General features: G+C 43.6%; 15 protein-coding genes. 11 read left to right on the forward strand and 4 right to left on the reverse strand.

Going from position 1 to position 21,307, the window contains the following annotated elements:
* Positions 1-90 precede the first annotated feature (90 nt).
* From K3F53_RS08365 to K3F53_RS08380, 4 genes are all read left to right on the forward strand, one after another.
* Positions 91-4,008: a hypothetical protein gene (locus K3F53_RS08365; protein ID WP_220560379.1), complete on the forward strand. Its 3,918-nt coding sequence runs from the start codon at positions 91-93 to the stop codon at positions 4,006-4,008.
* Positions 4,008-4,430, forward strand: a complete 423-nt coding sequence (locus K3F53_RS08370) for a M67 family metallopeptidase (protein ID WP_057898994.1) — start codon at positions 4,008-4,010, stop codon at positions 4,428-4,430. The genes K3F53_RS08365 and K3F53_RS08370 overlap by 1 nt, the downstream gene beginning before the upstream one ends.
* Before the next feature lie 127 nt (positions 4,431-4,557).
* Positions 4,558-4,740 (forward strand): hypothetical protein, encoded by a 183-nt coding sequence (locus K3F53_RS08375; RefSeq protein ID WP_057898993.1) that lies wholly within the window; start codon positions 4,558-4,560, stop codon positions 4,738-4,740.
* Positions 4,741-5,444: 704 nt separating this feature from the next.
* Entirely contained in the window at positions 5,445-5,936 is a 492-nt protein-coding gene (locus K3F53_RS08380; protein WP_139184894.1) for a hypothetical protein, read from the forward strand.
* 154 nt (positions 5,937-6,090) lie between these two features.
* On the opposite strand, the gene K3F53_RS08385 is transcribed toward K3F53_RS08380, so the two are convergent.
* Both K3F53_RS08385 and K3F53_RS08390 read right to left on the reverse strand, forming a co-directional pair.
* The gene (locus tag K3F53_RS08385) at positions 6,091-6,444 is read right to left on the reverse strand and encodes a hypothetical protein (RefSeq protein ID WP_057898990.1); all 354 of its coding nucleotides are present in this window, start codon (positions 6,442-6,444) and stop codon (positions 6,091-6,093) included.
* A gap of 197 nt (positions 6,445-6,641) precedes the next feature.
* The gene (locus K3F53_RS08390; RefSeq protein ID WP_057898989.1) at positions 6,642-6,980 is read right to left on the reverse strand and encodes a DUF1360 domain-containing protein; all 339 of its coding nucleotides are present in this window, start codon (positions 6,978-6,980) and stop codon (positions 6,642-6,644) included.
* Between the two features lie 218 nt (positions 6,981-7,198).
* Here K3F53_RS08390 and K3F53_RS08395 point away from each other — a divergent pair, with 218 nt between their 5' ends.
* The 6 genes from K3F53_RS08395 to K3F53_RS08420 all read left to right on the forward strand — a co-directional run bounded on the left by K3F53_RS08395 (position 7,199) and on the right by K3F53_RS08420 (position 16,919).
* A complete protein-coding gene (locus K3F53_RS08395) occupies positions 7,199-8,803 on the forward strand; it encodes a tetratricopeptide repeat-containing glycosyltransferase family 2 protein (protein WP_057898988.1) in 1,605 nt (534 codons plus the stop codon).
* Positions 8,796-10,193 (forward strand): glycosyltransferase family 2 protein, encoded by a 1,398-nt coding sequence (locus K3F53_RS08400; protein ID WP_062731155.1) that lies wholly within the window; start codon positions 8,796-8,798, stop codon positions 10,191-10,193. The genes K3F53_RS08395 and K3F53_RS08400 overlap by 8 nt, the downstream gene beginning before the upstream one ends.
* 117 nt (positions 10,194-10,310) lie before the next feature.
* A complete protein-coding gene (locus K3F53_RS08405) occupies positions 10,311-13,733 on the forward strand; it encodes a glycosyltransferase (RefSeq protein ID WP_057898986.1) in 3,423 nt (1,140 codons plus the stop codon).
* Between the two features lie 101 nt (positions 13,734-13,834).
* Positions 13,835-15,193, forward strand: a complete 1,359-nt coding sequence (locus tag K3F53_RS08410; RefSeq protein ID WP_220560388.1) for a sugar phosphate nucleotidyltransferase — start codon at positions 13,835-13,837, stop codon at positions 15,191-15,193.
* Between the two features lie 167 nt (positions 15,194-15,360).
* Complete coding sequence (locus K3F53_RS08415) at positions 15,361-16,137, forward strand: FkbM family methyltransferase (RefSeq protein WP_057898985.1); 777 nt, start codon at positions 15,361-15,363, stop codon at positions 16,135-16,137.
* Complete coding sequence (locus tag K3F53_RS08420) at positions 16,131-16,919, forward strand: methyltransferase domain-containing protein (protein ID WP_057898984.1); 789 nt, start codon at positions 16,131-16,133, stop codon at positions 16,917-16,919. Before K3F53_RS08415 ends, K3F53_RS08420 begins: the two co-directional genes overlap by 7 nt.
* Before the next feature lie 73 nt (positions 16,920-16,992).
* Here K3F53_RS08420 and gmd read toward each other — a convergent pair whose 3' ends face one another.
* Positions 16,993-17,961, reverse strand: coding sequence for a GDP-mannose 4,6-dehydratase (gmd, locus tag K3F53_RS08425; protein WP_057898983.1), 969 nt, complete (start codon positions 17,959-17,961; stop codon positions 16,993-16,995).
* 183 nt (positions 17,962-18,144) lie between these two features.
* Entirely contained in the window at positions 18,145-20,199 is a 2,055-nt protein-coding gene (locus K3F53_RS08430; RefSeq protein WP_057898982.1) for an ATP-dependent DNA helicase, read from the reverse strand.
* A gap of 257 nt (positions 20,200-20,456) precedes the next feature.
* On the opposite strand from K3F53_RS08430, the gene nadE reads away from it, so the two are divergent.
* Positions 20,457-21,287 carry an NAD(+) synthase gene (nadE, locus tag K3F53_RS08435; protein WP_057898981.1) on the forward strand — a complete coding sequence of 277 codons (831 nt, stop codon included), beginning with the start codon at positions 20,457-20,459 and terminating at the stop codon, positions 21,285-21,287.
* Positions 21,288-21,307 lie beyond the last annotated feature (20 nt).

Below are 21,307 nucleotides of genomic sequence, written 5' to 3' on the forward strand. Positions count from 1 at the left end.
TTAGCATTTTTCACGACGACTTCACCTATATCTAGACGGATGCATAAAAATAGAGAGACACAAGGGACATATATCAAGAAGAGGTGATTGATGATGAAAGATGGTTCGATCGTCCGGTTCGAATCAAGTGATTCGAGCCAATTGCAGTTAAAACAAAAGCTAATTAATTTACAATCTGAGCTTTCGCGCTATAAAGTCATTCTCTCGCGCTATAAAGCGGAGCTTTCTCGTTATAAAACAAGAGTCAAACAGTATAAGAATAGTGGAAATCTTAGCCAGATACAGGAAGAACTGAAGAACAAAATTTTATCACTGCAGGATGAACTGGAAGCACAGAACAGGCGTTTGCACGAATTGAGCGAAGAAAGAAGGCATCATATGGAGGAGAAGGAGCAGCTTTTACAGACAATAGAAAAGCTAGCGTGCGAAGTGGATGTCTTGGAAGGCAAGGTTGCGCAATATGAGAACGATAAAAAGGATTGGCAAAAGCGCGTCAAAAAAATGGAAACAGAAGCGAAGACCCTTCAGACACAGCTGTACGAGCAGGAGCAAAGATATAAAAAAGAATGGGAAAATCGGCTTGTGAAAAGAGAACAACAGATTGCGCAGCTCCAAACGCAGCTTGAGGAAAGAACTGAGGAAAATGAAAAGCAGAATCAGCGAGCACAGCAGCGCATGGAGGAGCTTGAATGCCAGCTAGAAGAAATGCAGACATGCCTGTACAAAAAACAGCAACATATTGAACAATTAGAATGGCAAGCGGCACAGTATGAGGCGGAGAAAGCGGAACTTAAGCAGCGTATGGTTGAATTTGAAGCGCAGCTTCAGCAGGCACAGCAGCAGGTTGCGGATGTGAAAGGAGAGAATGAATTAGCGTTGCGGCAGCAAATCGCGCGCTGCGAAGAAGAACTGAAAAAAGCGCAGGTACATGTAGAGGAACGAGATCGGCAGATTAAGGAACTTACATGGCAGCTAGAACAGCAAGCGGCACAGTATGAAGCAGAGAAAGGACAGTTGCAACAGCAAATCGCGCATTATGAAGCAGATTCGAAAAAAATGCAATGGCATGTAGAAGAACGCGATCGGCAAATCGAGGAACTTAAACAACAGCTAAAACAGAAACGAACGCAATATAAAGCGGAGAAAGCGGAGCTTGAGCAGCGTATGGTTGAACTTGAAGCACAGCTACAGCAGTCGCGGCAGAAACATACGAAAGAGAGAGAAGAGCATGAAAACGTGTTGCGACAGCAAATGGCGCATTATGAAGAAGAACTGGAAAAAGCACAACGGCATGCAGAAGAGCGCGAACGGCAGATTGAAGCGTTTAAACGGCAACTGGAACAGAAATTGGCGCAATATGAAGCGGAAAAAATGGAGCTTGAGCAGCGCGCCGCTGAGCTTGAGGCACAGCTTCAGCAAGTGCGCGAGAAGCGCGCGAACGAGAGAGAAGAAGAAGAAATAAGGCGGCTGCAACAGCAAATCGCGCACTATGAAGAAGAGTTGAAAAAAGCGCAGGTACATGTAGAGGAACGAGATCAGCAAATTGAGGCATTTAGATTGCAATTGGAACAGAAACTGGCACAGTATGGAGCAGAGAAAGCGCAAATTCAGGAGCGTATTCGTTATCTTGAAGAGGAAGTGAAATACGCCGAATCGTGTTTGTTGGAAAAAGAGCAGTTAATTGATGAACAAACACAGCAGCATATTAATGAATTAGAACAAGAATTGTTGCTGGCGCAGGAATATTTAATGGAAAAGGATCAATTAATCGAAGAGCTTAAGCTTCAGTTTGCACAAAAAGTTGAGCGGTATGACGCAAAGGAAAAGGAAGCGGAAGCGATACAAGCCATAAATGATGCATGGCAGCATGAACAATTCGCGGCACAATTACAGCAGCATATTCATGCGCTGGAGGAAGAGGTCAAGCAAGCGCAGGAACAATTGAGCAATAAAGAACAGGAATTTGATAAGTTAAACAGCCGGCTTGAAAAGAGAATTGCTGAACACGAGATAGAAAAAAGGCAATTGAGAGAAGAAATCGAGCGGTTGAAGCGACAGATTAAACGAATGGATGATGAGGTAACGCAAGTCCGGACAGAAATAGAAGAGAAAGAGCAACTTATTGCTAGATTGAAGCAGCGGGAAACCCGGCTGAAAAACGAAAAGGCGCAACTGGAACATCAGCTTGATGAGTACGAGGAAAAATCCAGCCGTGCGCAATTTGAACTTGATAAAAAGGATAAACAACTGCAACAATTGCAATCAAAGTTGGATGAAGAAGTGAAGCAGGCGCAGACACAATTATTTAATAAAGAACGGGAAATTCGTGATCTAAACGGTCAGCTTGAGAAGAGCATGGTAGAACATGAAACAGAGAAAAAGCAACTCGTGGAAGAAATCGAGCGGTTGAAGCGGCAAATTAAAAAGATGGATGATGAGGTAGCACAAGTTCGGACAGAAATAGAAGAGAAAGAGCAACTTATTGCTAGATTGAAGCAGCGGGAAACCCGGTTGAAAAACGAAAAAGCGCAACTGGAAAGCCAAATTGATGAATATGAAGGAAAAGCGAATTACGCACAAACGGAACTTAATAAAAAAGACAAACAATTGCATGATGAACTTCACAAAAAAGACAAACTGCTTCAACAATTAAGGGTACAGTTCAACGAAGAAATGAAGCAGATGCAGGAGGAGTTATTCAACAAAGATCAAGAAATTCGTGAGCTAAATAGCCGATTTGAGAAGAAAGTGGCGGAACATGAAACAGAGAGAAAGCGACTTGCGCAGGAAATTGAACAGCTAAAGCAGCAGATGAAATTGACAAATGATACGGTAACGCAAGTTCGGATGGAAATGGAAGAGAAAGAGCGACTCATTACCAAGTTGAAGCAGAAAGAAAACTGGCTAAAAAACGAAAAAGCGCAACTGGAAAGCCAAATTGATGAATACGAAGGAAAAGCGAATCACGTCCAAACAGAACTTGATAAAAAAGACAAACAGCTGCATGAACTGCAACAGCAACTGGAGAAGCAGGCGATGCAATATGAAGCTGAGAAAAAGGAACTGGAAAATCATATTGCCCAGCTTAAGGAAGATACAGAAGAGGCACACACTCGTATGGTCGAGAAGGAACAGAAGATTGGGGAGTTAGAAAAACAGGTGGTCGAGTTAACGGCGCTTCCGCAAAAAGAGGCAACACCTGCACCGGAAACAGTGGCCGTAAAGAAGCCGTGGTTTATGCGAATTTTCGAGGAACAGAAGGCGTTTGCCAGGCCAAACCCGTCAGTTATGATGCGGGTTACTGATATGAAGAGAGGACAGATCAACGCAGGAGGAACGTTTAAAAGGTTGCAGCAGATGGCGGCACATGGACAGACGAAGCCTGCCGAAAGCAATAGAACCTTTAACATGCAGCAGATGGCAGCACATGGACAGACGAAGCCTGCCGAAAGCAATAGAACCTTTAACATGCAGCAGATGGCAGCACATGGACAGACGAAGCCTGCCGAAAGCAATAGAACCTTTAACATGCAGCAGATGGCGGTGCATGGACAGATGAAGCCGGCCGAAAGCGAAGAAACCTTTAATATGCAGCAAATGGCGGCGCATGGACAGATGAAGCCTGCCGAAAGCGAAGAAGTCTTGAATATGCAGCAAATGGCGGTACATGGACAGACGAAGCCGGCTGAAAGTGAAGAAGCCTTGAATATGCAGCAAATGGAAGCGCATGGACAGACCAAGCTGGCCAAAAGTAAAGGGACATTCAAAATGCTGCAATCGCTGGCCACAAACGGACAGATGAAGCCTACTTCCGAAAGTAAAGGAACCTTTAACTCATTTTCTTCTTTCCAGGTATCGGAAGAAGGGGGGCAGCTTTACAATATACATGAACCGAACAGAGCTTTTGCTGAAGATGAAAATACGAGAATAGAGATGTTCACGGAAAATACAGGAGATAGAGTAGAACCTGCAAAAAAAAATGTGATGTTCGGAAAAGAGGAGGAATAATGTTTCCCGCTCCATTTCACCTGCACGAAGCAACATATGAAGAGATGATTGCTTATTGTAAACAGAAGCTTCCGAACGAAGCGTGCGGACTCATTTCTGGTCCGATAGGGGCTGAGATTGGTCTTACGCTCTGGAAACTTTCAAATGAAGCAAAGAAGCCAGATCGCTTTTTATTATCGAAGCCGGCTGTAGCGGAAGTATTGGAGAAGATGAAACAGCAGGGAGAACAATTAACAGGAATTTTTCATTCGCATCCCACAACGGAAGCGTACCCTTCCGTAACGGATATCGCCTACAACCCTTATCCGGAGGTGGCTTACATCATTGTATCGCTAGCAGCTCCGTCTCCGGTTGTACGTTGCTTTACAATGAAAAATAATGAAGTGCGGTCGCTTGAGCTTGTGTTTTTCAGAAGCGATTAAAAAACAGGGTAAGGAGGTTTTCTATTTCATGTAAGAAAGCCTCTTTTTTTACTCTATCACACCATTTTGTGCAGTAAGCATATTGTGTTAATAGGATGGTACATGCTAGTAGAAAGGAGTGGTTAGCATGAACAACCCTAAGTATCGGGTAAGCCCGGGACTTTATCCGAATAAAACCAACAGCAAAAGTACAATCCTAAAGCAGGGAGACAACATATGGGGAAGTTATGGATTTTCACAACAAGCTCGGAATAAAGCGAAAAAAGGCGGATGCGCTTGTGGCGGAGCCAAGGTGGTAAAAAGGAAATAGAGATAACAAAGTGAGAAGCGGAAATCAGACGCTAGGCGCCTGCCTGCTTCTCACTTCTTTTGTTCCTTTTTATCTGAAAATTTTCCTATCACGGTACAAATGTCGGAACATACATGAAGAGATAGATATTATAGAAAGGATATCGATATACCAAATGTTATGAATATAGAAAATAGATAATTTCCCTACGACAGACGCGGAGGCATTTACATACTAGAATAATAGAATATAGTAATCTATCCTTTCGAAGACACTGGTGGGGAACAGAATCGGAGATAAGGAAGATGGATAGGAAGGCTCTTCAGTATCTTGCCGGGGAGCTTTCTTTCGTTTTGAATGAAGGGCTCATTTCCCTCTTTTCTATGCCCCTATTCTTTTGTCAGTCGTGCGAATGTTGGAACATGGAGGATGATGAGCGATTTGCTTGTTGCGTAATTTACGGGAGTCAAGGAGATGACAGACTTTTTTATATGCTGTCTTGCTATAAACGCATTTTGATTTTATAAAATGTGTGAATTCATCAGGGTAAGCGTGGAGTCAATGAGATATGCATGTATATAGAATATAGTAAATGAAAAAAGGAGATGATTATATTGGCTTGTAGTTTTTGTTTAAATTCGTGCTGTCCAGGTTGCCGTCCTGCTAATCCAGTGATCTTTTGCCCGCCTTCATGTCCGCCCCCTGTACGGGGAGAGGAATGTAATTTGCTTTGTGAATTACAAGTAAGCGAAAGCGTGCCGGTTACGCCCCCCCCTACTACCCAACAGCCCATTACTTCGGTGACGATCACAACTGACCAGGTGGGCGATCGGGTGTATTTGGAAGGAACGGTAGAATGGGCTCCGGCTGGCCTTACTACTTTACCGATCACGGTTCTCCCGTTGAGCATTAACTTGGGCGTCCCGGGAACGTTTAGAATCTGGCGGGATGCCATCGGACCGGCTGGCGTGAACGTTTTCGAAATTACGGATACAAGCTCGCTTCTAAACTTAACGCTTTCCGCTCTGGTTCTGCCTCTTACGGTTACCCTTGCGTTCAATCCGACAACGACGAGCTTCCACTTTGTCGATCAGAACGTGCCGCCGGGAACGCATACGTACTTCCTGACTGTAGATGTGCCGCCTACCTCCAGCGGAATTACGACCTCCGCATTTGTCTTTACCGCTGAAGAGATTAACCCGAACCCACCCGTATAATAGGGAAAAAGCACAGAAGCTCTCTGTTAGCATACGCTGACAGAGAGCTTTGTGTTTTGTTGAAGGCGCTGGCGATGCCGTCTGATACGGACGGAAAAAGAGCGAGAAGGCAAACGCCTGCAAGTCGTTCTTACATAATAAGCCAGTCTGCCTGTTAGCCATGGGGAAGAGTCCGAATAAAATTTCTAAATTCATCTTCCAGCCCCTTTTTCGCAATAAAACATTTCATAAGCGAATATGCGCTGATGGTTCGTTGCATATCTTCCTGTTTTTGCTTTACTAATTCACAGGATTTCGTATACAATTCGCGCATTCGGCTGTATTTTTCCCGGTATTCAATCAATAATTTGCGCGACTCTATACATAAATCGAATAGTTCGCTGCACTGTTCATGGTATTCAAGCAGCAGCCGAGTCAGTGTTTCGTTGTGGTATTCTTTGTATTTTCTTCGTATTGTACCGCGTTCTTTTAATAAAGCAAAAGGGATCACTTTTTGTTCTCTGTCCACTTTTATCACCCCACTTTTTAACTATTGTATTATCGTGTTGTCCAGCCTGTCTCGGCTCTTATGGAGGATGAGGATGTATTTTTACTTTTGTGGGGAAAAGGGACATGAATAAAAATTGCCGGACATAAAGACCCGGCAGTTGCAGATGTCCATCAATGCTATCCATTCGTAAGATGGGGTTGAAGAAAGGATGAAGCTTATGTTTTTGACTCAATGAGGGCCGCCGCTCCCGCGATGGCGAGAATCACCAGGAAAATAAATGAGGCTGGCAAGAACCAGTATAACGTGACTACCAGCGCGGCGGACCAAATGCCGACGCACCAATAGCAACTTAAAAGTTTGCCGATTAAGCGACGCAGGCCTGTTCCCTTGATCTCAATGTGCTGGATGGTCTGGCCATCTACGTCTTCTTCATGCGTTATGGCTAAAAAAGGGGCTCGGATAAATGATGTGATTTCGTCAAATACAAGCAAGTGGGTAAGGCGGAAAGAAGCGAAAATGAGAATAACCAGATGAATCCATGAAAGTTCAGGCAAGCTGTCTCCTCCTTTTCTGAAATAAGTAGCTCTCCAGTCAATATTGTATTTTATGATATCCCCTTGTAGAAAATGAGAAAGCGAAATGCAGGTTCCCGTTCCTTTATGACTATTCCTCTTGCATTTTCTAGTCACATATCCAACCATTAGGAAATACGATAAAAAAGAGGAATCGTGTTGAGGTTGAGAAGAGGATAGAGAATGGGGGGAAGATGTGAATGGGTACCAAAAAAGCAAAAGTAAGCCTGTGTATGATTGTTAAGGATGAAGAACAGCATTTGCCTGCCTGCTTAGAGAGTGTGCAATCGCTTGTCGATGAAATCATTATCGTGGATACTGGCTCAACAGATCGAACCGTTGCGATTGCCAAAAAATATGGCGCTAAGGTGTTCCACAAACCTTGGGAAGACGATTTTTCTAAGGCGCGCAATGTTTCTTTGAAGAAAGCGACAGGAGATTGGATTCTACAGCTGGATGCGGATGAACGGCTCGAACAAGAAGACAGGAGGAAATTTCAGGCATTAATTCAATCAGGGACAGCAGAAGGCTACCTTTTTCAAATTCTCAACCACAACTTTGAATTTACCGGAGATGTATGCGTATTTCCCAGTGTCCGATTGTGGAGGAATAGGCCTGAATACCGTTTTGTTGGCGCTCTTCATGAACAAATTACTTTGTCTATTATTAAACGGAGCACAACGGACAGCTTGTTAATGACACCGATTCGTATTCATCATTATGGATATTCGGCAGCAGTAATGCAGAAAAAACGCAAAGTAGAACGAAATATAAAAATTGCTGAAGCGGAGGTGAAAAAACATCCTGGCCATCCATTTCATTATTACAATCTTGGTACGGAATATTTAAATGTAAAGCGATATTTGGAGGCAAGTCAGCAATTTCAACTTGCTCGCAAGCATTTGCAGGACTTTCAAGAAATCTGGGTAGCAAGCTTGTTCAAGAATTATACCAGTGCGCTACTGGCGATGCGGAACTTTCCCGAAGCCATCCATCTTCTTGATGAAGGAATACAACTTTTTCCGGATTTTACAGATCTCATTTATTTGAAAGCAGTTTGCCTTTTTGAATTAGGTGAATACTCACAAGCGATAGAGATGTTTCACCAATGTCTGGCTATGGGATCATCTCCTATTCATAAGTATCCCAGCAATAAGGCATTAAGTAATGAGAAAGCCCATTATGCTTTAGCGCTTTCTTACAGAAAATTAAATCAAGTCGATAAGGCGGTTCACCATTTCCAGCAGGCATATGTATGTAACCGAAAATGGACGGAGCCTCTTTATCAACTGTTTCCTTTGCTTTGTAAGAAAAGTTCGGTGGAAAAAGCAACGGCGAAATTGCATGAGCTTGTCCAGCCTGCCCAGACCGTAGACTATATGTTGATGGCGCAACTCCTCATAACATGGTATCAATTTACAGCAGCCAAACATTATTTGCTGGAAGCAGAACGGATAGAACCAGCTAATCAACAGATTTTTTACCTTGCGGGAATTTGTGCGTTGCGAGAAGGAAACTATGCTCAGGGCATTTACTGGTTGGAGCGCCTGAATAAAACGTTCCCTAATTATGGCGTATCACGCCTTTTTCTTTACTATTGTTACGCAGCGAGCGGGCAACAAGAAGCCGCCCTTCATTTGATGAGCAGCATTGGAAATAATGAATCTCTTTTGCGCGCGCTTGCGAAAGTATATTTAGAGGAAGCCGCCCTGTTGCTACAGGAAGGGCTGTTTTATCATCCTGATTCTAGCATCATCAACAAAGAACAAATTCATCAAATCCTGGAGGTTATGTCCCTTGCCTAAGTTCCCTTGCCTGAGCTTGTGTATGCTTGTTAGAGATGAAGAAGAGTGGATGGCCCGTTGTTTAAATAGCATAAAAGATGTAGTAGATGAAATGATCATTGTCGATACAGGCTCGTCTGACCGTACGGCAGAAATTTGCCAGTCGTTTGGGGCGCAAGTATTTCGCTTTTCCTGGAATGGGAATTTCGCGGATGCCTGCAATTTTGCTCTAGAACGTGCAACAGGGGATTGGATTCTCTGGTTGCATGCTGATGAAGAACTTGATGAAAATGATCGGGATCAACTGCGCGCAAACCGGGATAAAAAAGAATACCATGCTTTCTGTCTGCCTTTCATTACGTACTATGGCGAAAGCTCCGTAACAGAAAAAGGAATTCAGACATCCCATATCCGACTGTTTCGAAATCGCATGGGTTATCGCTTCATTCATCCGCTCTACGAGAGGCTAAATATTGAAGAGGTAGAAAACGACGCGAAAATTGGATTTCTTCCTGTAAAAATTCATCGTTATGGATACTTACATCATGTGATTGAAAAGAGAAAAGAGGCAGGCTCACCACTCGATGCAGGCATCGATCGTATCTTCCACCCGCTGATTCAATCGCTGATTGCGAAGCGAAACTATATTATGTCGCTTCATATGCTTGAAAAGTTAGAGCATATCGGCCTATCGAATGATTGGCTAAGCAGCATGAAAGGATTATCTTTCATGGGGATTGGATTACTTCCGAAAGCGAAAGCGCTATTGGCCAGTGTGCCGAGTTCAAGCCTGTATTATTTTCAGTCGTTAGAAGCGCTGTGTATCATTGCTTGGGTTGAAGAAAAATTCAATGAAGCCGATATGTACGTAAAGCAAATGGAGACGCTGGCAGGTCATGATAGAAAAACGGTGACCTTCCGCTTGCTTCATCAACGATTTACTACAAACCATATGGACGATACGAAAAACATAGATATCGAAGCCGTTAGTGAAGTATTTGGTAAATGTGTTGAACTTAATGGAAAAAAGCAGCTGGAACAACTTGTTTCGTTCATGCATAAGACAGAAAATACGGTGTTGCAGCAAAAAGTCTCCAAATTAGTAGATGAATTTGGATATGTGCCCATAAATATGCCTTGTTCTGAAAAGACACAAGAGAACCCTTTGTTATATGCCGCCCACTTGCTTTCCCAACAAAAGTACCCGGAAGCGAGAAAACTTTATAAACAGATGATAAACCAGCAGCCGTTGCAAGACGAGATCCGTTGCAAATTAGCGGCGACCATGCTCCTTGAATTGAAGCAACTGTTAGCAACGAAGGTAGCCCTTTACCCCAATTTATACAATTTGTATCAAGCTGTTACCGGTCTACACTCTACATTAGAGTACCCATCCAATCCTTCTGTATGAATCAAGCAGCCGTATCTGGTGTTTTTTTCTAAAGTGAAACGTAACCATCCAATTAACATCATGTGTACAGGGGTTCTAAACATATCATGGGTAAATAAAATACTGGAGGTGTGCGCTTTGAATTCGGATACGTTTAAAATAAACTGGGTAGGCTCACAATGTATCAATCATAGCTTAGCCTTGGTAAACCGGGAACTATGCAAAAGGCTCATCGTCGAAAACAAATTTGATATTGGGATTATTTCCTATGAAGAAGATTCAAACTTTGTTATGGATAAAGAAATGAAGTCAATTAAGGAAAGATACGTTACGAGAGATAGTCAGGCAGATATAACGGTAAGGCATCAATGGCCGCCCGACTTCACCAGGCCAAATAGCGGTAGATGGATTTTAATGCAACCGTGGGAATTCGGCTCCATTCCACGGAAATGGTACATTCCTATGAAATATTGGGTGGATGAAATCTGGGTTTATAGTACCTATAACAAAGCATGTTATGTACAATCGGGAATTCCCGAGAGCAAGATTAAAGTCATCCCGCTTGGTGTCGACGAAAATACGTTCCATTATCATGTGGAACCGATGGCTTTAAATACGAATAAGTCTTTTCGGTTTTTGTTTGTCGGTGGCACCATTTTACGCAAAGGGATTGATATATTATTGCAGGCATACTTAGATGAATTCACACCGGAAGATGATGTTTGTTTGGTGATTAAGGATTTTGGAACGAATTCGTTTTATAACGGGAGGAATTTGGGAGAGCTGATTCAACAGTTGCGGTTGGATAAAAAAAATCCCGAAATATTGTATATAAATCACGAACTGTCCCCTGACGAACTCGCGGGTTTGTACAAAGCATGTGGTTGTCTGGTTCATCCTTACCGCGGAGAAGGATTTGGGTTGCCCATTATTGAAGCGATGGCGTGCGGTACGCCCGCAATGGTTCCTTCTTTAGGGCCGAGCAAAGATTTTTGCCATGAAGGGATTGCTTTTTTGATTTCATGTGAGCAAGAAAAATGGCCAGACAAAAAAATCGGTGACATGGAAACCATTGATTTTCCATGGTGGTTGAAAATTAATAAAAATGAATTGCAAAGAAACATGAGATTCGTCTATGAAAACCAGGATGTAACAAAGCAGAAAGGACAAAAAGCAAGCCAGGAAATTCTCTCTACATTTACCTGGAACCGCAGTGCCCAATTGGTTTCTGACCGTTTACAAGCAATGCTTTCGGAGAAGCAACCAACGAGAGCAAGCGATCAAGAAATTATCAGCACCGAAATCCAAAAAGGGGTGGAGTTATATCAACAAAATTTAGGAAATGAAGCACTGGATACTTTTTTGCGTGTAATGGATGCATATCCGACTTCCCTTCATGCCCGGTATTATGCGGCGACTCTTCTTTTTCGAAAAAATGAGACAAGGGCGGCGCTTGAACAGTTTGAGTTTATCTCTAATATTATGCAGCAGCAGAATGAAACCTTTCAGGCTACGCTCTGGAACTATATTGGTATTTGCTATACGAATCTCAAGGAATATAATAAGGCGCTGGCGGCGTTTCGCAAAGGGATAACAGGAAATCCCGTAAACAGGTCTGAGGTGATCAGTTGTTATCAGAAGATGATACAACAGTGCAAGAAAAAGGAACAACTCATTGAATTGTATCATGATGTAGGCAGGCATTATTTCGAAATGGGCAATGATTTCCGCGCGAGGGAGATGTATGCTAAGGCTTTAGAAATCGACGCCAACCGGCAGGATGTACAACAAAGCCTGCAAAAAGTGCGGGAACGAATATTGCTTACAAAAGAAACATACACAAGCCATCAGGCGGGATTTGAAGGAAAAGACGTTCAGGAATTGTATCATCGTATCGCCCACAAATTTGAAGGAGAGGAAGACGCTATACGTCAGCTTCGGGAATACTGGGTGCCTTATTTTCTTCCGGGAGACAAAGTGTTGGATATCGGGTGCGGCAATGGGCTGCTTATGGAGATGTTGAATCAAGTTGGCGTCGAAACAGTCGGGATTGATTTTGACAAGGAAAAGGTTGTGCAGGGGAGGGCGAAAGGATTAAATATTGAGGAAAAACGAGCAGAAGATTTCCTGGCTGGGAAAGAGGAGATGTATGACGGAATTTTTATGGGACATATTATTGAGCACCTTGCGCCCAAAGATTTGTTAAACTTGTTCATTCAATGTGTCAAATCCTTAAAGAACAATGGAAAGATCATCATTTTGACCCCAAATATTGCCCATCCTCCTGTAGTTGAGAACTTTTGGCTGGATTTGACGCATGTTCGCCCCTATCCAAAGCGGTTAATAGAATCCATTTTAGAAACGTTCGGGCTAACGATAAAAGAGTCCCATTATCAATATAATAACTATGATTATTATGTAGTAGCGCAAAAGCGTGCTTATGAGGTATTATGGCATTCCCCGATTTATAACGCTTCTGGATATGCTGAGGAACAGAAAGTTTTTCTGGATGCATTAAAGCCGTTCCCTTTAAAAGTAAAAATTGAGCCGGCAGAACATCAGCAAAAGCCTGAATTAACAAACACTGAGATGAGAAATTACGTAACAGCTCTGCAAAATAACACATTGAAACAACCGCTTATTCATTATCAAGCCGCCCCGGCTTATTTGTTTTCTTCTCCTTGTGCTCCCATCTCCATTGGCCGTACGATGTTTGAAACAGACTCACTTCCGCCCGGTTGGGTAGAGAAGATGAATGAGTTGACTGAAGTATGGGTGCCCTCTGAATTTAATAGAGAAACATTTGCAGCGGCAGGTGTAGAAAAAGAACGAATCTTTATTTTGCCGGGAACAATTGATGGTAAGCTATATAATCCGGAACGAGTTCAACCTTATCCTCTCGCAAGTGCGCACGCATTCAATTTTTTGTCAGTATTTGATTGGAATAAGCGCAAAGGCTGGGATGTACTGGTTAGTGCCTACTTTAAAGAATTCTCTTCTAAAGAGAATGTATGTTTGATTTTGAAGGTAAGTAAGATGCTGGAAGGAAATATAAACCCTCGCGCAATGATTTTAGAGCAGGCAAAAAGAATGGGAATAAGCGACATTCCTCCTGTACAAATCATTGACTCTTATTTTACCGAAGAAGAGATGATTCGATTATATGCTGCTGTAGACGCATTTGTACTGCCTTCACGTGGAGAAGGATGGGGGCGTCCCTATATGGAAGCGATGGCGATGGCTTTGCCGACGATTGGCACGCGCTGGGGTGGACAGACCGCTTTTATGAACGATACAAATAGTTATTTAATTGATATAGAAGGGCTAGTTCCTATTGAGCGGAGCATTCCATATTTCGGAGAGTTGGATGGCCACAAGTGGGCTGAGCCGAGCGAGAAACATGTAAGAATTTTGATGCGCCAAGTATATGAAAATAGTGAGCAAGCGAAACAGGTCGGGATGAAGGCGAGAAAAGATGTCCTTGACACATTCTCAAAACAAAAAGTAGCTGAACGGATGTACCGGCGAATGGATGAGCTTGTGAAACATTTTTATGGTTGAGAGGGTTCTTATCCTCTTACCACTATACAATGTTGAAACATCAAGTCATATGTGTAGAGAGCATGCGTGTGCAAAAATATGGGCAAAAGGTTGATAGAAAAGTGAAATTAATTTTACTATCCGGCGGGTCAGGAAAGCGGTTATGGCCATTATCCAATCCTTCTCGTGCCAAACAGTTTTTGAAAGTTTTAAAGCATGAAGGCACGAAATTAGAATCTATGGTACAAAGAATTTGGCGGCAATTATGTTCCGCCCAGTTAGCAGATGCGACCTATATTGTCACAAATAAAGAGCAAGTGGATATAATTCAAAATCAAATAGGGGACAGGATTCGGTTAATTGTAGAACCAGAGCGGCGGGATACATTTCCCGCGATTGCCTTGGCTGCTAGTTATCTTTATTCTTTCGCTCAAGTAAGTTTGGATGAGATTGTATGCGTATTGCCTGTCGATACGTATGTAGAAGATCGCTTCTTTCAGAAGATGGAAGAGGTAGAGCAAGCGATTCGTGAATCAAAGGCTGACATTGCTTTAATCGGAGCTTATCCAACCTCCCCTTCCGAAAAATACGGTTACATTGTTCCTGTTCATCATGAATTGATAATGCCTTATATGACAGTACGAAAGTTTATTGAAAAGCCTTATAAAGAGGAAGCGCAAAAGCTAATCGAGCAAAAAGCATTATGGAATTGTGGAGTGTTTGTGTTTAAGCTCAGTTACCTGCTGAATCAATTAGTCAAAAGAAGGCTTCCGCTTCGCTATGAAGAACTGGTTGCACGATATGCTGAATTTCCTAAGAGCAGTTTTGATTATGAAGTGGTAGAAAAAGCGGATCAGATTGTAGTCATACCTTATGAAGGCGATTGGATAGACCTGGGGACATGGGATGCGCTAACAGAGAAGATGGATACTCATGTAATCGGAAAAGGAATGGTAAGCATTGATTCAAACAATACGCATCTGATTAATGAACTGGAAATCCCTGTTGCTGTTCTAGGTTTATCTAATATTGCCGTGATTTCAAGTCCTGATGGGATTTTGGTAGCGAATAAGTCAGCCAGCCCGCGCATGAAAGAAATCGTGAAAGATATCGGACAACGACCGATGTATGAAGAGAGGCGCTGGGGCTGGTACCGTGTCTTGGATTATAAAAAGCTTGAAGATGGAAATGAAGCATTAACCAAAAGACTCAAAGTGCTAGCTGGAAAAAACCTTAGTTATCAAATTCACTTGAAACGAAAAGAAGTCTGGATCATTATTTCCGGAGAAGGCGAATTTATTCTTGATGGAAAGGTGTCGCGAGTAAAACAGGGAGATGTGCTCCAAATTCCTGTTGGTTCCAAGCACGGGGTCAAAGCAACCTCCGATCTGGAGTTGATTGAAGTGCAAATAGGCAGCGAGCTTGTGGAAGAAGATATTATTCGTCTCTGTATGACGTGGGAAGAAATAAAAAGCGTGTGAAGCACTTGCTTCATACGCTTTTTCAATACTTCTACAAAATGCTCCAGTTCGCGCATCGTAATTAGGCACTGGCTTTTGCCGTCGATGGTGGTACATGTAAGCTGGTCTCACCGTTTTTTTCCTTTTGCATAAAATAAATAAGCTTTAGAGGTAAGGGGGTGAAACATATGAATAGACCCATTCAATATATAGATGCTCATACTGTACTAACAACTTTGTTACATGGACCTTATATCTATTTAGATCAAAGGGATGTTTTACAAAATCTTATCATCCAACACGGTTTTTGGGAAAAGTGGGTAACGGATACTTTTTTAGGTCTGGTAAAACCAGGGATGACGGTGTTAGATATCGGCGCCAATTGTGGTTATTATTCCCTCCTAGCTGCAATGCATGTTGGCCCACAGGGAAAAGTTCATGCGTTCGAGCCGAATCCATTTCATCATGATAATTTCATGAAGAGTATAGCGATAAACGGGTTTACGCATGTTGAGTTACACAAAGTAGCATTAACAAATACAAATGGTGAAACGATGCTATATATTCCTGGAACAGGAGGAGCTAGCATTTATAACCCAGGGACTCCAGGGACAGCAGAAGTGAAAGTACAAACCGTTGTGTTCTCGGAATATTTCCCGAAACAGAAGATAGATGTGATCAAGATTGATATAGATGGGTCGGAACCGCTGATGATGGATGGCTTATTCCAGCTTATTGATAGTAATGATGAAATCCAAATTATCATGGAATACTGCCCGGTTCTGTGGAGTGCAGGCGGGTATCATCCTTTACCTATTTTGCAAAAATTCGCCGAACGTGGTTTCAGTTTTCATATTATTGGATATGATAGTCAACTTGTTCCAACAACTGTCGAGGCACTGGCGATGTATTCAAGACCCGAACACCTCGATCTAAAGATTGGAAGGAGTAAAGCTTTATGTTAATCTCTCAACTGTGTAAAGAACAGGACTTTGAAACAGAGTGGTTTAAGAACGCTTGCACGCAGTTGCAGCATCCTCATGTGTATCATCGAAAATTATGGGAGTTTTGTTACATTTATCAAGGGCTTCTTGAACGTGGGATGCTTGCTTCTGGTAAAAAAGGATTGGGGTTTGGCGTCGGCAAAGAGCGGCTTGTATCCCTTTTTGCAGCACATGGATGCCAGATTGTGGCGACCGATTTGGATGTTGATAGAGCGAAAGTGCAAGGGTGGGTAGACTCGAATCAACATAGCAATCATCTTGATGAATTAAATCAATACGGATTGTGCGATGCGGAACAGTTCTGCAAATTCGTCACCTTTGAAAATGTGGATATGAATCATATTCCTGATAAATACGAGAATCGCTTCGATTTCACATGGTCGTCATGCGCATTCGAACATTGTGGTTCCATTGAATTAGGAAAGAATTTTATTATCAATCAGATGAAATGTTTACGTCCCGGTGGCATAGCGATTCATACCACAGAATTCAATGTTTCTTCTAACGATGAGACATTGGAATATGGCATAACCGTCCTTTTTAGAAAAAGGGATATTGAATGGATGGTGGAAACGTTACGGGCAGCAGGACACTCCATTGACATTGATTATTCTCTTGGGAATGGGCAGATCGATTCATTTATCGATGTTCCGCCTTATACAAGCCAGTACCACCTGAAGCTGCAAATTGGCCAGTTTGTGTCTACTTCCATCGGTCTTATTATAAAAAAAGCGGAGGCATAAAGAGCATAAACATGAAAAGAAGCCAGATTTCCCGGAGGAAGGAAACACTGGCTTTTTGCATGGTAACGGGTTGCTACTTCTCTTTCATTCGTGCTAAATCCGCTTCAACCATTAATTGAATCAGTTCTTCAAAACTTGTTTTTGCCTCCCAGCCAAGCTTTTTTCTTGCTTTGGCCGGATTTCCCAGAAGAATATCAACTTCTGCAGGACGATAAAGCTCAGGATCGATGACAAGATAGTCTTCATAATTTAGTCCTGCATAGCTAAATGCAATTTTACACATATCTCGAACGGATGCTGTTTTTCCCGTAGCGATCACGTAATCGTCAGGATGTGGTTGCTGCAACATGAGCCACATTGCTTCTACATAGTCACCCGCATATCCCCAATCCCGTTTTGCATCAATGTTTCCTAGTCGAAGCTCGTTCTGTTTGCCCACCACGATCCGGGCTACGGCGTTGGTAACCTTGCGGGTCACGAATTCTAACCCGCGCAGCGGAGATTCATGGTTAAATAATATACCGCTGCAAGTAAACATATTATAACTCTCGCGATAATTTTTTGTCATCCAATGACCAAACAATTTTGCGACACCATACGGGCTTCGCGGATAGAATGGGGTTTCTTCCGATTGAACAGGTTGCTGCACCAATCCGAACATCTCGCTGGAAGAGGCTTGATAGAATTTAATTTGAGGATTGGTGAGCCGGATGGCCTCCAGCATATGCAAAACGCCCATCCCCGTCACCTGTGAGGTAAGGATTGGCTGCTGCCAGGATGCTCCCACAAAGCTTTGTGCAGCCAAATTGTATACTTCATCCGGCTCTATTTTTTCTATAATTCGGATAAGGGAAGAGAGATCCGTGAGATCGCCATCGCTATATTCTACTTCTGTATCTATGTTTAAATACGATAATCTCCAGAGAGCATTCGTGCTGCGGTGCGCAAGCAGTCCTACAACTCGGTATCCTTTCTTTAACAGCAATTTCGCCAGATAGGCGCCGTCCTGACCAGTGATTCCGGTAATTAACGCCGTTTTCATCCACGCTCACTCCTTTTGCACTCTCCCTTTTTGTTCGCAAAATTCCACTTTCCTATCTTACATACCATATGAAGGAAAGAGCCAATTTGTGATTTGTAGGAGCAAGGGGAGCTACGGCTATGAGCGTACTTTTGGTTCATTCAGAGATGGCGCAAGGCTTTTAGTTATTGCTGCCTTTCTCCTTTAGCTTGTAAAAAAGCGATGCAGTTCGTCCATGCTTTTCGTTAGGCGGGCGGGAGGCAGGCTTGCGAGAATTTCGGAGCCGTACGGCTTTGTATGCAGGCGCGAATCGAGAATCACGACCACGCCGCGGTCGCTTCGCGTTCGGATCAGCCGCCCGAATCCTTGTTTGAGCCGCAAGATGGAAAACGGCAACATATATTCCCTGAAGCTGTTCTGGCCTCGTTTATCGAGACGGTTCATGCGGGCTTTAGTAAGCGGATCGGTTGGTACTGGAAACGGCAACTTGACGATTACGACGCATATTAAATCGTCACCCGGCACGTCGACCCCTTCCCAGAATGATTCACATCCAAAGAGAACGTGATTTGGTTGTGAACGGAATTGTTGCAGAAGCGTGTCACGTGATAATTCCGGTCGGTGTAACAGGCCGGTTAGTCCGTGTCGTTTAAGCCAGGGTATCATCGCTTCATATACTCGGTTCATCTGGCTGTATGACGTAAACAGAAGAAATGTCCTTCCGCGTGTCGTCATGACAATTTCTTTCATTGACGCGATCAAAAAAGCTTCGAACTCTTTTTCCGCAGGAGAGGGAGCTTCATTAGGTACAAGCAGGATCGCCTGCTGTTCATAGCGGAACGGACTTGGCGTTTCTAACGCTTCGTATTCGTCGATGCCCATCCGGTTCGCCACGAACGAAAAATCGCCCTGTGTTGTTAGGGTGGCGGATGTCATAATCACCGTTTTTTGTGTAAATAACTCTTCGCGTAGCAGTTCGCTCACGTCGATTGGGGCCGAGTACAGATGCAATAGCGAAGCCCAGGCAAAATCATCGCGAATGAGCGAGCGATGCCCTTCGGCCCCGGGTTCTTCGTATGCAACCCATGTTGCCCATTCATCGGGAGACTCGTTGCACAGCACATGTGTAACCATTCGTTCCATTTGTTCGATTTGGGAAATGTAGCGGCTGAGTCCGATAACGGTTTCCTCTTCGCCTCCCGCTGCTTTCAATTCTTTATGTTTATCGGCGAACAACGTTTTCCACTCTTTAAAAAGCGGAGCCACTTCGTTGTTTGCGATGATGCTTTTTTTTAGCAAATATTCGTTTTGTGGCCGTTCGGCGAGTGCGCGTGCCAGCGGGGCGAACAGTTCCACAAGCTTTGCTACGAGTCGCGCTCGGATGCTTTCCGTTTGCTGCTGTAAATCTGACGAATCCAGTTCCCGCGCCCAGTGCGCCCGTTTTTTCAGAAAGCGGTTGAATAATATGTTTATTTCTTCGATACTTACATGGTATGTATACTGTTTTGTGACCTGATCTTCCACCCGGTGCGCTTCGTCCATAATGACTGCATCGTATTCCGGTAGAATGCTCGCGCCTTGGCGTCTTAGGATCAAATGAGTAAAGAATAGCGCATGGTTTACTACGATAATTTGCGCATTTTGTAATTTTTTACGGGCGTTTTGAATAAAGCATTGTTTATAGAACGGACTGTTTTTGCCAAGACAGTCATCGCTGTCGCCCTGGATCGCCTGAAACAGCGCAGGCGGAACCGGCAGTGGAATTTCTTCGCGGTCTCCCTTTTTCATCGCCGGGAGCTGTTCTCTCAGCTGCCTTACTATTTCCCGCTCCGGCGTTTCTGTCGTTAAACTGTCTTGCCAAAGCTCCTCCAGTCGCCGTTTGCATATGTAATGACTGCGGCCTTTGGCCAACTCGTAGCGAAACTCTTCAGCTAATTCCGGCGCAAGTTCGCGGATGACTTTATGTGCCATCGGCAGTTCTTTTTCGAGTAGCTGTTGTTGCAGCGTGATCGTATTGGTGGAGATAATGACACGCTTTTCGTTTTTGAGCGCCCACCATACAGCCGGTAGCGTGTAGCCGAACGATTTGCCGGTACCTGTTCCCGCTTCAATAAGGCCATGTGTTTCCTGCTTCAGGCAACGCAGCACGAGATTGGCCATTTCAAATTGCGCCCGTCGCGGTTGATAGGCGGGCACATGCTTGGAAAGGATTCCATCCCGTTTAAAAATTCGGTACAAGGTTTTTGAATATGTCATCATATATAAATAAAATCCTTACTTTTTCTTTCATCATAGCAAAATGAATATTCTTATTCCATATACGTCACGATTATTATTTTGATTTTGCTAGCAAACCCGGCAGGAATCCGCAAAAAAAATGGTGAAAATAAGGTATGGGAAACAAAGAGACGGCCGCTCTTGTTTTTTGTATTCGAGGGAAGCGAATTAGGGAAAAGAAAGGTTATAATAGATAGAGAAGCAGAACGATGCACAAAGAAAGGATGCGAAAGATACTTATGACTCATCAGCTTCAGCAACAAATCCTTCGAGAATTGCATGTCAGCCCTACCATTGTACCGGCTGATGAAGAAAGGCGGCGGATTGATTTTCTGAAAGCATATGTCATTCAGACCGGGATGAAAGGATATGTGCTCGGAATTTCTGGCGGCCAGGATTCTTCGCTGGCTGGCCGCTTGGCGCAGCGCGCGATGGAAGAACTGCGTCGTGAGACGAACAAAGAGTATCTATTTGTCGCCGTTCGTCTGCCGTATGGCGTGCAAAAAGACGAGGAAGACGCGCAGCGCGCGCTTGACTTTATTAAACCGGACAAAACGATTACAGTGAATATTAAACCGGCGGTGGACGCCGCATACGAAGCTTTTAAGGCAGCGACGGGGGAGACGTTGTCCGACTTTTTAAAAGGCAATATAAAAGCAAGAGAACGTATGAAAGTACAGTATGATATTGGCGCGCATTATCGATTGCTTGTGATCGGTACGGATCATGCCGCGGAGGCGGTGACCGGCTTTTTTACCAAATACGGGGACGGCGCGTGCGATGTGACTCCGCTGACAGGACTTACCAAGCGCCAGGGGCGCGAATTGTTAAAGCATATGGGAGCGGACGAACAGATTTATATGAAAGTTCCAACCGCGGATTTAGAGGACGATAAACCGCTGCTCCCGGACGAGGTGGCGCTGGGTGTTTCTTACGAGGAAATTGACGACTACCTCGAAGGCAAGGCAGTGGATTCGAAAGCGGCGGAGGCAATCGAGCGCCATTATATGAAAACGCGCCATAAGCGTCATCTTCCGGTATCACCTTTTGATACGTGGTGGAGAAAATAGAGCGCCAAGGTGCGGAAAGG

It is taken from the genome of Aneurinibacillus thermoaerophilus, assembly GCF_019603355.1.
In the GTDB taxonomy this organism is placed as follows: Bacteria; Bacillota; Bacilli; order Aneurinibacillales; family Aneurinibacillaceae; genus Aneurinibacillus; species Aneurinibacillus thermoaerophilus.

Excerpts from the sequence above, each read along its gene's own strand:
- K3F53_RS08370 (WP_057898994.1), top strand. The coding sequence starts at position 4,008 with ATGTTTCCCGCTCCATTTCACCTGCACGAAGCAACATATGAAGAGATG.
- K3F53_RS08415 (WP_057898985.1), top strand. The coding sequence starts at position 15,361 with ATGAATAGACCCATTCAATATATAGATGCTCATACTGTACTAACAACT.
- K3F53_RS08365 (WP_220560379.1), top strand. The coding sequence starts at position 91 with ATGATGAAAGATGGTTCGATCGTCCGGTTCGAATCAAGTGATTCGAGC.
- nadE (WP_057898981.1), top strand. The coding sequence starts at position 20,457 with ATGACTCATCAGCTTCAGCAACAAATCCTTCGAGAATTGCATGTCAGC.
- K3F53_RS08420 (WP_057898984.1), top strand. The coding sequence starts at position 16,131 with ATGTTAATCTCTCAACTGTGTAAAGAACAGGACTTTGAAACAGAGTGG.
- K3F53_RS08430 (WP_057898982.1), bottom strand. The coding sequence starts at position 20,199 with ATGATGACATATTCAAAAACCTTGTACCGAATTTTTAAACGGGATGGA.
- K3F53_RS08375 (WP_057898993.1), top strand. The coding sequence starts at position 4,558 with ATGAACAACCCTAAGTATCGGGTAAGCCCGGGACTTTATCCGAATAAA.
- gmd (WP_057898983.1), bottom strand. The coding sequence starts at position 17,961 with ATGAAAACGGCGTTAATTACCGGAATCACTGGTCAGGACGGCGCCTAT.
- K3F53_RS08395 (WP_057898988.1), top strand. The coding sequence starts at position 7,199 with ATGGGTACCAAAAAAGCAAAAGTAAGCCTGTGTATGATTGTTAAGGAT.